Annotated in this window: 10 protein-coding genes; 6 read left to right on the top strand and 4 right to left on the bottom strand. The window is 72.6% G+C overall.

The window, feature by feature from the left end; genetic code table 11:
* Positions 1-50 precede the first annotated feature (50 nt).
* Both ACGFRF_RS06460 and ACGFRF_RS06455 read right to left on the bottom strand, forming a co-directional pair.
* Entirely contained in the window at positions 51-833 is a 783-nt protein-coding gene (locus ACGFRF_RS06460) for a hypothetical protein (protein ID WP_393737462.1), read from the bottom strand.
* 152 nt (positions 834-985) lie between these two features.
* On the bottom strand, positions 986-2,659 hold the full coding sequence (locus ACGFRF_RS06455; RefSeq protein ID WP_393737461.1) for a PucR family transcriptional regulator: 1,674 nt from the start codon (positions 2,657-2,659) through the stop codon (positions 986-988).
* Between the two features lie 343 nt (positions 2,660-3,002).
* On the opposite strand from ACGFRF_RS06455, the gene ACGFRF_RS06450 reads away from it, so the two are divergent.
* The 5 genes from ACGFRF_RS06450 to ACGFRF_RS06430 all read left to right on the top strand — a co-directional run bounded on the left by ACGFRF_RS06450 (position 3,003) and on the right by ACGFRF_RS06430 (position 9,903).
* On the top strand, positions 3,003-3,905 hold the full coding sequence (locus ACGFRF_RS06450; RefSeq protein ID WP_393737460.1) for an FAD binding domain-containing protein: 903 nt from the start codon (positions 3,003-3,005) through the stop codon (positions 3,903-3,905).
* The gene (locus ACGFRF_RS06445) at positions 3,905-4,480 is read left to right on the top strand and encodes a (2Fe-2S)-binding protein (protein WP_393737459.1); all 576 of its coding nucleotides are present in this window, start codon (positions 3,905-3,907) and stop codon (positions 4,478-4,480) included. Before ACGFRF_RS06450 ends, ACGFRF_RS06445 begins: the two co-directional genes overlap by 1 nt.
* 1 nt (position 4,481) lies before the next feature.
* Positions 4,482-6,866 (top strand): xanthine dehydrogenase family protein molybdopterin-binding subunit, encoded by a 2,385-nt coding sequence (locus ACGFRF_RS06440; RefSeq protein WP_393737458.1) that lies wholly within the window; start codon positions 4,482-4,484, stop codon positions 6,864-6,866.
* A gap of 203 nt (positions 6,867-7,069) precedes the next feature.
* A complete protein-coding gene (locus ACGFRF_RS06435) occupies positions 7,070-8,527 on the top strand; it encodes an NCS2 family permease (protein WP_393737457.1) in 1,458 nt (485 codons plus the stop codon).
* A gap of 224 nt (positions 8,528-8,751) precedes the next feature.
* Positions 8,752-9,903: an XdhC family protein gene (locus tag ACGFRF_RS06430; RefSeq protein ID WP_393737456.1), complete on the top strand. Its 1,152-nt coding sequence runs from the start codon at positions 8,752-8,754 to the stop codon at positions 9,901-9,903.
* A gap of 132 nt (positions 9,904-10,035) precedes the next feature.
* On the opposite strand, the gene ACGFRF_RS06425 is transcribed toward ACGFRF_RS06430, so the two are convergent.
* Positions 10,036-10,476 (bottom strand): SRPBCC family protein, encoded by a 441-nt coding sequence (locus ACGFRF_RS06425; protein WP_393737455.1) that lies wholly within the window; start codon positions 10,474-10,476, stop codon positions 10,036-10,038.
* Positions 10,477-10,693: 217 nt separating this feature from the next.
* On the bottom strand, positions 10,694-11,461 hold the full coding sequence (locus tag ACGFRF_RS06420) for a polysaccharide deacetylase family protein (protein ID WP_393737683.1): 768 nt from the start codon (positions 11,459-11,461) through the stop codon (positions 10,694-10,696).
* A gap of 184 nt (positions 11,462-11,645) precedes the next feature.
* Between ACGFRF_RS06420 and ACGFRF_RS06415 the strand changes: the two genes are divergently transcribed.
* The gene (locus tag ACGFRF_RS06415; protein WP_393737454.1) at positions 11,646-12,287 is read left to right on the top strand and encodes a phosphoribosyltransferase; all 642 of its coding nucleotides are present in this window, start codon (positions 11,646-11,648) and stop codon (positions 12,285-12,287) included.
* Positions 12,288-12,546 lie beyond the last annotated feature (259 nt).

Here is a 12,546-nt window from a genome sequence, read left to right as displayed (position 1 = left end):
GCGGCGAACGATCTGCCACACCCGGTACCAAGCCGTCGCCGCACCCCGTATCAAGCCGTTGCCGCGCCCGGCGTCGGGGGAGCCAACTGCCGGGCCAGCCATGTAGGCACACCCCCGAGCAGCCGGAACAGGCGGCCGGCCTCCTCGCGCAGGCGGGACGCCTCCGGTTCGGACTCCGCGTCGGCCAGGGAGGCCAGCGCGGGGGCCGTACCCACGAGGTACCCCAACTCCTCCCGGATCCGCAGGGATTCGGCGAAGCCGTGCCGCGCCTCGGCCAACTCGCCGTCACGCAGGGCGAGTCCGGCCAGATGGCGCCAGGTGAAGGACAGCAGCAGCGGGTCGGCGTGCGCGGCAGCCCCCGCGTGTGCCCGGCGGTACGCGGCGCGAGCCGCCTGCGGGGACCGGCTCAGGTTCTCGGCGAGCAGCCCCCGGCGGAAGTCCAGCAGGGCCCGCCCGGCCGCCCCCGGAGGAATCAGCGCCGCCGCCCGGCCCAGCGCGGCCCGCGCCTCGTCGGCCCGGTCCCGCACCCCGTGCAGCGTCGCCGCGTAGGCGAGTTGGCCGCGTTCGCAGGCCGCCGCGCCTCGCTCCTCGTCGCTGTGCGCGAGCGCCTCCGCCGTCCGCAGGGCGTCCTCGGCCTCCTCCCAGCCCCGCTCGGTGTACAGGCACCGTTCGACCAGCAGGGTGGCCCGCTGCAGCGCCGTCGCCGGGGTGTCGGCCGGCAGCAGGGCCGCCGCGTCGGCCCAGCAGGCCCGCGAGCGCAACCGCCATACCGCGGTCTGGAGGGGATCGTCACCGGCGGTCGTTCCGTTACCAGACATGGCGGTATGCGCCACGTTGCCCTCCCCGAGCACGCCATCGAGCTGTTGAGTGGTGGCGGCATTCCAGCACCAATCGCGGGGCCGGGCCAAGAGGGTGGGTGAAAGATTTCACAAAGTGGTGGGGTGTGGACGTGACCGGGTTTGGCCGCCTCGCGCCCCCGCTGACCTCAGCTCATGCGCAGTGCCAGGAAGAAGTCCAGCTTGTCCTCCAGGCGCGACAGGTCCCGTCCCGTCAACTGCTCGATCCGCCCCACCCGGTAGCGCAGCGTGTTGACGTGCAGGTGGAGACGGGTGGCGCAGCGGGTCCAGGAGCCGTCGCTGTCGAGGAACGCCTCCAGGGTCGGGATCAGCTCCGCCCGGTGGCGCCGGTCGTACTCCTTCAGGGGGTCCAGGAGGCGGGCCGTGAAGGCGCGGCGGACGTCGTCGGGGACGAAGGGGAGCAGCAGGACGTGCGAGGCCAGCTCCTGGTGGCCGGCCGCGCAGACCCGGCCGGGGCGGGCGGCGGCGACCCGGCGGGCGTGCCGGGCCTCCTCCAGGGCGCCGCGCAGCCCCTCCGCGGAGTGCACGGCCGCGCTGACGCCGAGGGTGAGCCGCCCGTCGTCGTCCAGGCCCGCCGCCAGCGGCTCCCGGACCGCCTGCAGCAGGGAGTCGGCCAGCAGTCCGCTCTCCGAACCGTCGTGCTCGGCGGAGACGGCGGGGAGCGGGACCAGGGCGATCGCCTCGTCGCCCGTGTGCGCGACCGCGATGCGGTCCGAGGGTTCCGGGCCGGTCGCCAGCGGATCGACCAGCACTTCCTCCAGGAGCGACTGGGCGACCGGGCCGCCCTCGACCTCCGCGCCCTCCCACTCGACGCGGGCCACGACGACCTGCCAGTGCGGGGCCGCCCCGAGGCCGGGCAGCAGCACCGGCGCGGCGACCCTCAGGCGGGCCGCGATCTCGGCGGGCGCGGCGCCCGTCTGCACCAGCTCCAGCACCTCCTGGGCGAGCCGGCGCCGTACGGTGCGGGCCGCGTCCCGGCGGTCCCGCTCGACGGCGATCAGCTGCGTGACGCCCTGGAGGAGGTCCAGCCGCTCCTCGGGCCAGTCACCGGCGTCCGCCTCGACGGCCAGCAGCCAGTCCGACAGGACCGTCTCGCGCACGTCCCGGGAGCCTTGCGGGGAGCGGCCGGAGGAGCGGACCGGGAAGAGCGAGTACGTGGCCCCGCCCAGCAGGACGCGGTGCGGGCCGCGCCGCCCGGTGCGGGTGGCGGCCAGGTGCTCGGCGGCGAGCTTCGCGCAGGTCTCGGCGGGCAGCGCCGGGCCCGTGACCTTCGAGCCCGCGATCAGTCGGCCGGTCGGGGAGAGCACCCAGGCGCGCAGGTCCAGGTCGGAGCCGAGCAGGTCCAGGACCACGTCCGGGCCGCCGCCCGCCGGGCCCGAGGTCATCATCCGGCGGTGCCGGTCCACCACGGCCGCCAGGTCGCCTGCCCGCTCGCTCGAGACCTGCCGTACGACATGCTCGGTGATCGTCGCGAACGCCACCGACTCGTGCACCGCGAACAGCGGCAGCCGGTGCCGCGCGCAGGCCAGCACCAGGTCCTCCGGCACATCGCCCAGCTCGGCCTCGCCGGCCGCGAGAGCCGCCACACCGGCCTGCACGAGGATGCGGACGAACGGCTCGGAGTCGTCGGCGTCCCGGCGCCAGGCCAGGCCCGTGAGCACCAGCTCACCGCCGGAGAGGTAGCGGCTGGGGTCGCGCAGGTCCGTGGTCATGACACCGCGTACCGAGCGGTCCAGCTCGTCCTCGCCGCCGAGCAGCCGCAGGCCCAGCGCGTCGGTGTCCAGCAGTGCGCGCAGCCGCATCTCGTCGCCGCCGTTCTTTGTCTCGAAACCTACGATGGATCTTGGAGGGGGACGGGGGAGCCGCCCGGAACCGGTCGCACGGGGGCGTACTCCGGGGCCTCCGCGCCGGTTCCCGCGTTTCCCCAGGAAAGCGGAGAGGTTACCGATGCCCTCCGTTCATACGAATCTACAAGATGCTCGCCCTGGCCAGCGAACTCCTTCATGGTTTCGGTGACTGACCCTGCTGGAGTACGGGGCGGTGTACTGAGTCCACTCCGCGTCAACAGCACATGGACGAGCCGGGCCCGCCGCACACGGATTGGCTCAATCTGTACGACTCACGAGACGAAGAAGAGAGCCGGTCATGGACTTCCTTCGCCCCGCCAGCTGGGAGGAGGCGCTCGCCGCGAAGGCCGAGCACCCCACCGCTGTGCCGATTGCGGGTGGCACCGATGTGATGGTCGAGATCAACTTCGACCACCGCCGGCCCGAGTACCTGCTCGACCTCAACCGCATCGGCGACCTCACCGAGTGGGAGGTCGGCGAGGGCAGCGTACGGCTGGGTGCCTCCGTCCCGTACACCAGGATCATGTCGGATCTCCGTGCCGAGCTGCCGGGCCTGGCGCTCGCCTCGCACACGGTCGCCTCCCCGCAGATCCGCAACCGCGGCGGTGTCGGCGGCAACCTCGGCACGGCCTCGCCCGCCGGTGACGCCCACCCCGCCCTCCTCGCCGCCGGCTCCGAGGTCGAGGTGGAGTCGGCGGCCCGTGGCACCCGCCTGATCCCGATCGACGAGTTCTACACCGGCGTCAAGCGCAACGCGCTCCAGCCCGACGAGCTGATCCGCGCCGTCCACATCAAGAAGGCGGACGGCCCGCAGCAGTACTCCAAGGTCGGCACCCGCAACGCCATGGTCATCGCCGTGTGCGCCTTCGGCCTCGCCCTGCACCCCGCGACCCGCACGGTGCGCACCGGCATCGGCTCGGCCGCGCCCACGCCCGTCCGGGCGAAGGCCGCCGAGGACTTCCTGAACGCCGCCCTGGAAGAGGGCGGCTTCTGGGACAACGGAAAGACCATCACCCCGTCGGTCGCCAAGCAGTTCGCGGCGCTGTGCTCCGGTGCCTGCAACCCGATCGACGACGTCCGGGGCACCGCCAGCTACCGCCGCCACGCGGTCGGCGTCATGGCCCGCCGGACGCTCACCTGGACCTGGGAGTCGTACCGCGGCGCTGGACGCACCGCCTGTCAGAAGGGGGGCGCTGCGTAATGCGCGTCAATTTCACCGTCAACGGACGTCCGCAGGAGGCCGACGACGTCTGGGAGGGCGAGTCCCTGCTGTACGTCCTGCGCGAGCGCCTGGGCCTGCCCGGTTCCAAGAACGCCTGTGAGCAGGGCGAGTGCGGCTCCTGCACCGTCCGCCTGGACGGCGTCCCGGTGTGTTCCTGCCTGGTCGCGGCCGGCCAGGTCGAGGGCCGCGAGGTGGTGACCGTCGAAGGCCTCGCGGACTACGCCAAGCAGCGCTCCTGCGGTACGGGTGCCTGTGGTGGCACGTCCCTGGACGAGGCCAAGCAGTGGCAGGCCAAGGGCACCGACTCGCAGACCGGCGAGGGCACCGAACTGTCCCCGGTGCAGCAGGCGTTCATCGACGCCGGCGCGGTCCAGTGCGGCTTCTGCACCCCGGGTCTGCTCGTCGCGGCCGACGAGATGCTGGAGAACAACCCCAACCCGACCGACGCGGACATCCGCGAGGCGCTGTCGGGCAACCTGTGCCGCTGCACGGGCTACGAGAAGATCATGGACGCGGTCCGCCTGGCGGCCGCCCGCCAGTCCGAGGGGGTCTGACATGCCGGCCAACGGCGCTCCTACGAAGATCACCCAGGGCTCGCAGACCAAGGGCGGCATCGGCGAGTCCACGCTCCGCCCGGACGGCACCCTGAAGGTCACCGGCGAGTTCGCGTACTCCTCCGACATGTGGCACGAGGACATGCTGTGGGGCCAGATCCTGCGCTCCACCGTCGCCCACGCCGAGATCGTGTCGATCGACACCTCCGAGGCCCTGGCCACGCCGGGCGTCTACGCGGTCATGACGTACGACGACCTGCCCACCGAGGTGAAGAACTACGGCCTGGAGATCCAGGACACCCCGGTCCTCGCGCACGGCAAGGTACGCCACCACGGCGAGCCGGTCGCGATCGTCGCCGCCGACCACCCGGAGACGGCCCGCCGCGCCGCCGCCAAGATCAAGGTCGAGTACCGGGAACTGCCGGTCATCACCGACGAGGCGTCCGCGACCGCCCCGGACGCGATCCTCGTCCACGAGGGCCGCGACGACCACCACGCCGGGCACGTCCCGCACCCGAACATCGTGCACCGCCAGCCGATCGTCCGCGGCAACGCGGACGAGGCCGCCGAGAGGGCGGACGTGATCGTCCGGGGCGAGTACACCTTCGGCATGCAGGACCAGGCCTTCCTCGGCCCCGAGTCCGGCCTCGCCGTGCCGGAGGAGGACGGCGGCGTCCACCTCTACATCGCCACCCAGTGGCTCCACTCCGACCTGCGCCAGATCGCGCCCGTCCTCGGCCTGCCCGAGAGGAAGGTGCGCATGACGCTGGCCGGCGTCGGCGGCGCGTTCGGCGGCCGCGAGGACCTGTCGATGCAGATCCACGCCTGCCTGCTGGCGCTGCGCACCGGCAAGCCGGTGAAGATCGTCTACAACCGGTTCGAGTCCTTCTTCGGGCACGTGCACCGCCACCCGGCGAAGCTGTACTACGAGCACGGCGCCACCAGGGACGGCAAGCTCACGCACATGAAGTGCAGGATCGTCCTGGACGGCGGCGCCTACGCCTCCGCGTCCCCGGCGGTCGTCGGCAACGCCTCGTCGCTGTCGGTCGGCCCGTACGTGATCGACGACGTCGACATCGAGGCCATCGCCCTCTACACCAACAACCCGCCCTGCGGCGCCATGCGCGGCTTCGGCGCGGTCCAGGCGTGCTTCGCCTACGAGGCGCAGATGGACAAGCTGGCCAAGAAGCTGGGCATGGACCCGGTGGAGTTCCGGCAGCTGAACGCGATGGAGCAGGGGACCATCATGCCGACCGGGCAGCCGGTCGACTCCCCGGCCCCGGTCGCCGAACTGCTGCGCCGCGTCAAGGCGATGCCGCTGCCGCCCGAGCGCCAGTGGGAGTCCAGCGAGGGCGCCGACGTACGGCAGCTGCCCGGCGGTCTGTCCAACACCACGCACGGCGAGGGCGTCGTACGCGGGGTCGGTTACGCGGTCGGCATCAAGAACGTCGGCTTCTCCGAGGGCTTCGACGACTACTCCACCGCCAAGGTGCGCATGGAGGTCGTCGGCGGCGAGCCCGTCGCGACCGTGCACACCGCGATGGCGGAGGTCGGCCAGGGCGGTGTCACCGTCCACGCGCAGATCGCCCGCACCGAGCTGGGTGTCGCCCAGGTGACCATCCACCCCGCCGACACGCAGGTCGGTTCGGCCGGTTCGACGTCCGCGTCCCGGCAGACGTACGTGACCGGCGGCGCCGTGAAGAACGCCTGCGAGCTGGTCCGCGAGAAGGTCCTGGAGATCGGCCGGCGCAAGTTCGGCTCCTACCACCCGGCCTGGGCCACGGCCGAACTCCTGCTGGAGGGCGGCAAGGTCGTGACCGACGGCGGCGAGGTCCTCTCCGACCTGGCCGACGTCCTCGAGGGCGAGGTCGTGGAGGTCGAGGAGGAGTGGCGGCACCGGCCGACCGAGGCTTTCGACCTGCGCACCGGCCAGGGCAACGGACACGTCCAGTACTCCTTCGCCGCCCACCGCGCGGTCGTCGAGGTCGACACCGAACTCGGCCTGGTCAAGGTCATCGAACTGGCCTGCGCCCAGGACGTCGGCAAGGCGCTCAACCCGCTCTCCGTCATCGGCCAGATCCAGGGCGGTACGACCCAGGGCCTGGGCGTGGCCGTGATGGAGGAGATCATCGTCGACCCCAAGACGGCGAAGGTCAGGAACCCCTCCTTCACGGACTACCTGATCCCCACCATCCTCGACACGCCGACCATCCCCGTCGACGTGCTCGAACTCGCCGACGACCACGCCCCCTACGGGCTCCGCGGCGTCGGCGAGGCCCCGACCCTGTCGTCCACCCCGGCCGTCCTCGCGGCGATCCGGAACGCGACCGGGCTGGAGCTCGACCGCACTCCGGTGCGGCCCGAGCACCTCACGGGAACCGCGTAACACCCACGCTCTCCGGGCGGCGCGGGGAACGTCACACACTCCGCCGCGCCGCCCGGAGGAGCACCTTCGAGTTCCGCACCGCTCGCGGTCCTTGAAGTACCAGGAAATTCGTTCGTCTCGGGCCGTCCCCCGGGTCGTCCATTCCCAAATCCCGTGCCCGGTCAGGAGCACGGGTGCCCCTGTGAACCTTGGGAGATGGCACCATGACCCAGCAGTCAGTGGAGCCGAGGACCGCAGCCGAAGACGCCGGTGACGGCACCCGCGTCCCGGCAGGGCGGTCCTGGCTCGACCGGTACTTCCACATATCCGGAAGAGGATCCACGGTCTCCCGTGAAGTCCGCGGCGGCATCACCACCTTCATGGCGATGGCGTACATCCTCCTGCTCAACCCGCTCATCCTGTCGGGCAAGGACGCCCACGGCGACACGCTCGGCCAGAAGGCCCTGATCACCGCGACCGCCTTCGCCGCGGCCCTCACCACGCTGCTGATGGGTTTCGTCGGCAAGGTGCCGCTCGCGCTCGCCGCCGGCCTGTCCGTCTCCGGGGTGCTGTCCTCCCAGGTCGCGCCCGAGATGACCTGGCCGCAGGCCATGGGCATGTGCGTGATGTACGGCGTCGTCATCATGCTGCTGGTCGTCACCGGCCTCCGCGAGATGATCATGAACGCGATCCCGCTCGCGCTCAAGCACGGCATCACCATGGGCATCGGCCTGTTCATCGCCCTCATCGGCTTCTACAAGTCCGGCTTCGTGCACCAGGGCAAGGCCACCCCGGTCACCCTCGGCCCCGCCGGTGAACTCTCCGGCTGGCCGGTCCTGCTCTTCGCAGGCACCCTCCTGCTGATCTTCATGCTGCAGGCCCGGAACATCCCCGGCGCCATCCTCATCGGCATCGTCTCCGGCACCGTCGTCGCCGCCGTCCTCAACGGACTCGGCGTCATCGACCCCGGCCAGTGGGCCGGCGGCGCCCCCGAACTGCACGGCAGCGCGGTCTCGATGCCCGACTTCTCGCTCTTCGGGGACGTCGAGTTCGGCGGCTGGGGCCAGGTCGGCGCCATGACCGTCGGCATGATCGTCTTCACCCTGGTGCTCGCCGGCTTCTTCGACGCGATGGCCACCATCATCGGCGTCGGCACCGAGGCCGGGCTCGCGGACGACAAGGGGCGCATGCCGGGCCTGTCCAAGGCGCTGTTCATCGACGGCGCGGGTGGCGCGATCGGCGGCGTGGCGGGCGGCTCCGGCCAGACGGTGTTCATCGAGTCGGCCACGGGAGTCGGCGAAGGCGCCCGCACCGGTCTCGCCTCCGTCGTCACCGGCCTGTTCTTCGCGGCCTGTCTGTTCTTCACCCCGGTCACCGCGATCGTCCCGCAGGAGGTCGCCTCCGCCGCCCTGGTCGTCATCGGCGCCATGATGCTGATGAACGCCCGCCACGTGGACTGGGCGGACCGCGCCACCGCGATCCCGGTCTTCCTGACCGTCGTCCTGATGCCGTTCACGTACACCATCACCACCGGTGTCGCCGCGGGCGTCATCTCCTACGTGGCCATCAAGGCCGCCCAGGGCAAGGCCCGCGAGATCGGCGCCTTCATGTGGGGCCTGACGGCCATCTTCCTGGTCTACTTCGCACTCCACCCGATCGAGGGCTGGCTGGGCGTGCACTAGGGCCTGTCTGACCATTCCCGTCTGCCGCGCGACGCCATGCACGCACTCTCGCCGCACCGCCCCCAGACCCAAGTACGTCCAGTACGAGGGCCTGGGGCCGGCACGGCGGGAGCACGCACCTGACGCCGCGCGGCCGCCCTTCGGGCAACGACGCGAATGGTCAGACAGGCCCTAGCCACCCCGTCGAACGCCCCTGTGACGCACCCCCGTTAGGAGACCGAGACATGCTGGACATCGCCGAGGAGCTGAACCGGTGGGCCGAGCAGGGCCGTGACTTCGCCGTCGCCACCGTGGTGGCCGTCGGCGGCAGCGCCCCGCGCCGGCCCGGCGCCGCCCTCGCGGTGGACGCCGACGGCACGGCCGTCGGCTCGGTCTCCGGCGGATGCGTGGAGGGCGCCGTGTACGAGCTGTGCCGACAGGCCCTCGAGGACGGCGCGACCGTCCTGGAGCGCTTCGGGTACAGCGACGAGGACGCCTTCGCCGTCGGCCTGACCTGCGGCGGCGTCATCGACATCCTCGTCACGCCGGTCCGGGCGGACGGTCCCGCCCGGCCGGTGGTCGCGGCCGCGCTGGCCGCCGCCGCGCAGGGGGAGGCGGCGGCGGTCGCGCGGATCGTGGAAGGCCCGGCCGAGCTGCGGGGCCGGGCCCTCCTCGTCCGTCCCGACGGCTCGTACGAGGGCGGCTTCGGCGCCCACCCCGAACTGGACCGCACGGTCGCCGCGGAGGCCGGCGCCTTCCTGGACACGGGCCGCACCGGCACCCTGGAGATCGGCGAACAGGGCTCGCGCTGCGGCACCCCGCTCACGGTCCTCGTCGAATCCTCCGTCCCCGCCCCGCGGATGATCGTCTTCGGCGCGATCGACTTCGCGTCGGCCCTGGTCCGCGTCGGCAAGTTCCTCGGCTACCACGTCACGGTGTGCGACGCCCGCCCGGTGTTCGCCACGCGCGCCCGCTTCCCCGAGGCCGACGAGATCGTCGTCGAGTGGCCCCACACGTACCTGGAGCGCACGGAGGTCGACGGCCGTACCGTCCTGTGCGTCCTCACCCACGACGCCAAGTTCGACGTACCGCTGCTCGAACGGGCCCTGCGGCTGCCCGTCGCCTACGTCGGCGCGATGGGCTCCCGCCGCACCCACCTCGACCGCAACGAGCGACTGCGCGCGGTCGGCGTCACCGAGCTGGAGCTGGCCCGACTGCACTCCCCGATCGGCCTCGATCTCGGCGCCCGTACGCCCGAGGAGACGGCCCTGTCCATCGGCGCGCAGATCGTCGCGAACCGGCGGGGCGGCAGCGGGGTCTCCCTGACCGGAGCCCACATCCCGATCCACCACGACACCGCGTCCCGGCCGACGGGGCGGATCGGGTCGGTGGCCTGAGCCGGCGGCCTCCGGTACGCCCCGGCCCACGCCCCCTGAGGCACGGGATCCGGTCCGGTGCCCGCCCGGCGCATGCCGCCGTGAGCCACGGGTTCGCCGCGCGCACGGGATCCGGTCCGGTGCCCGCCCGGCTCACGCCGCCCTGAGCAACCGGTTCGCCGCGCGGCCGAACATCGTGCGGGCCGTCCGTTCCAGGACGCCGTCGAAGGCTCGGGGCAGGAAGCGGACGCGCAACTCCTCGCGCCACACCACCCGGCTGCGGCCCCCGGGCCCCGGCCGGACCTCGATCTCCGCCCAGCCGAGGATCACCCGACCGCGTTTCTCCAGGCGGCACAGGCCGGGCTCGGCGTCCACCGGTGGGCGCCAGACCGTCACCTCCATGACGTCGTCGATGACCAGTGGGCCGATGCCCGAGCGGGCCACGAAGCGGCTGCCCTCCCGGGTCGGTCCGGGCGTGAGCACCCTGATCCGGGTCAGCGGGACCGCGTCGGCGTGGCGCGGCCACTCGGTGAGCCGGCGCCACGCCTCGTCGAGGGTGAGCGGGGCCGTACGTTCGAAGGTGAAGGTGGGCACGGCACGATCGTAGGCAATGGACGCCGGTCACCTGCGCGTTCGGCCCGCCTCGTCCGCCCGCCCGGCCGGGTGTGCACCAGGCGTCGTATCCGGTGACAGCCGCGGTGCGGGGGCGCGACAGCGAGGGCGCGAAGGACGGGCCGCACCACCGGATCCCCCTCACGGACGATCAGGGCACCCTGCGCCGCTCTTGGGCCGCGGCCCGGTGCGGCGAAGGTCAGGGCCGGTACACCTTCCCGGGCTCGGCCTTGCCGGGCGCGAGCAGTTGGGGGACCGTCACGAAGACGTAGCCGCGCTCCTTCAGGGCGTCGATGATGCCGGGCACGGCGGGCACGGTGCCGGGGTAGATGTCGTGCAGCAGGATGATCCCGTCCCGGGAGGCCTGGTCGAGGACACGCTTGGTGATCAGCGCGGAGTCGTTGGTCGTGTAGTCCTTGGCGGTCACGCTCCACAGCACCTCCGCCAGGCCCAGCTCCTTGGAGATCTCGTGCACATTGCTGTCCGTGCGGCCCTGCGGCGGGCGCATCAGCCTGGGCTTGCGGCCGGTCAGCCGCTCTATCGCGTCGTTGGGCCGCTTCAGCTCCTCGCGTATCTGCGCGTCGGATATGCGGGTGAGGATCTTGTGGTCCCAGGTGTGGCTCGCCACCTCGTGGCCCTCGGCCGCCATCCGCTTGACCAGCTCCGGGTACTTCTCGATGTGCCGCTTGCCGAGCAGGAAGAAGGTGGCCGGGACCTTCTTCTCCTTGAGGATGTCCAGCAGTCGCGGCGAGTTCTCGCTGGGCCCCGCGTCGAAGGTGAGCGCGATGCACTTGGCCTCGCGGCAGTCGACGGTCCCGAGCTTCGCCGGTGCGCCGTGCGCCGCCTCGGCACGTGCGCTGCTCGGCGAGGTCGTGTCGACGTCGGCGCAGCCGGACAGCGTCAGCGCCAGGCAGGCCGCGGCCGAGGCGAGTGCGGCCGGACGCAACCTTCGGCGCCGTTCGCGCATCTTGTTGAACGCGTGCTTCAGCGTCGGGATCTTGTGGCTCGATAGAGGCATGCCGGGACTATACACTGGGTGTATAGAGCACGTGTGCGCCCCCCCTGGGACAGGCCCGGAGCACTTCACCGTCGGCACCACGGACCGCCGTTGCACCATGGAAGAAGGACAGGCTCCGCGGAGGAGGGGGACCATGCGCTTCCGGGACCGCGCCGAGGCCGGCCGGGAACTGGCCGGACTGCTGAGCGACGCCCACGCCCGAGGCGACCTCGCCGATCCCGTCGTACTCGCCCTGCCGCGCGGCGGCATCGCCGTGGCCGAGCCGATCGCCCGTGCCCTCGGCGCCCCGCTCGACGTGCTCGTCGTCCGCAAGATCGGCGCCCCGCGCCACCAGGAGTTCGCCGTCGGCGCGCTCGCCGCCGACGACCCGCCCCTCTTCGACGCGCACACCCTCGACCGGCTGGGCCTCACGGAGGAGTCCCTGGCCCCGGCGGTGGAGCGCGAGCGGCGGGAACTGCGCCGCCGCGAGCAGCGCTACCGCGGCGACCGCCCGTTCCCCGACCTGACCGGCCGCACGGTGATCGTGGTCGACGACGGTCTGGCCACCGGCGCCACCGCCCGCGCGGCCCTGCGCCACGTCCGGCGCCGCCGCCCCGCGCGGCTCGTCCTGGCCGTGCCCGTCGGCGCCCCCCACTCCCTCGACCTGCTCGCCGCCGAGGCCGACACCGTCCTGTGCCCGCACCGCCCGGCCGGCTTCGCCGCCGTCGGCCAGTGGTACGAGGACTTCGACCAACTCACCGACACCCAGGTGCTGGCGGCCCTGCACGGGCAATGAGGACGAGCGGAGGACAGCGCTGGGGTGGTGTGGTGGGGCGCGGCGGCGTCCCGGCCGAATCGCCCACGCCCGGGGACACGCCTACCCGGCTCTCGGCGGTGTGGCACCGCGTGCGTGAGCTCGTCGGGGGGCCCGCACGGGCGGGGGCTGCCGACCCGGCTCCCGGCGGTGTGGCACCGCGTGCGTGAGCTCGTCGGGGGGCCCGCACGGGCGGGGGCTGCCGACCCGGATCCCGGCGGTGTGGCACCGCGTGCGTGAG

The organism is Streptomyces sp. NPDC048521, assembly GCF_043199855.1.
GTDB lineage: Bacteria > Actinomycetota > Actinomycetes > Streptomycetales > Streptomycetaceae > Streptomyces.
This window is presented reverse-complemented; position numbering and strand designations above follow the sequence as displayed.

Coding starts and splice junctions, on each gene's coding strand:
- ACGFRF_RS06445 (WP_393737459.1), top strand. CDS start 3,905: ATGCGCGTCAATTTCACCGTCAACGGACGTCCGCAGGAGGCCGACGAC.
- ACGFRF_RS06415 (WP_393737454.1), top strand. CDS start 11,646: ATGCGCTTCCGGGACCGCGCCGAGGCCGGCCGGGAACTGGCCGGACTG.
- ACGFRF_RS06420 (WP_393737683.1), bottom strand. CDS start 11,461: ATGCGCGAACGGCGCCGAAGGTTGCGTCCGGCCGCACTCGCCTCGGCC.
- ACGFRF_RS06455 (WP_393737461.1), bottom strand. CDS start 2,659: ATGCGGCTGCGCGCACTGCTGGACACCGACGCGCTGGGCCTGCGGCTG.
- ACGFRF_RS06440 (WP_393737458.1), top strand. CDS start 4,482: ATGCCGGCCAACGGCGCTCCTACGAAGATCACCCAGGGCTCGCAGACC.
- ACGFRF_RS06430 (WP_393737456.1), top strand. CDS start 8,752: ATGCTGGACATCGCCGAGGAGCTGAACCGGTGGGCCGAGCAGGGCCGT.
- ACGFRF_RS06450 (WP_393737460.1), top strand. CDS start 3,003: ATGGACTTCCTTCGCCCCGCCAGCTGGGAGGAGGCGCTCGCCGCGAAG.
- ACGFRF_RS06435 (WP_393737457.1), top strand. CDS start 7,070: ATGACCCAGCAGTCAGTGGAGCCGAGGACCGCAGCCGAAGACGCCGGT.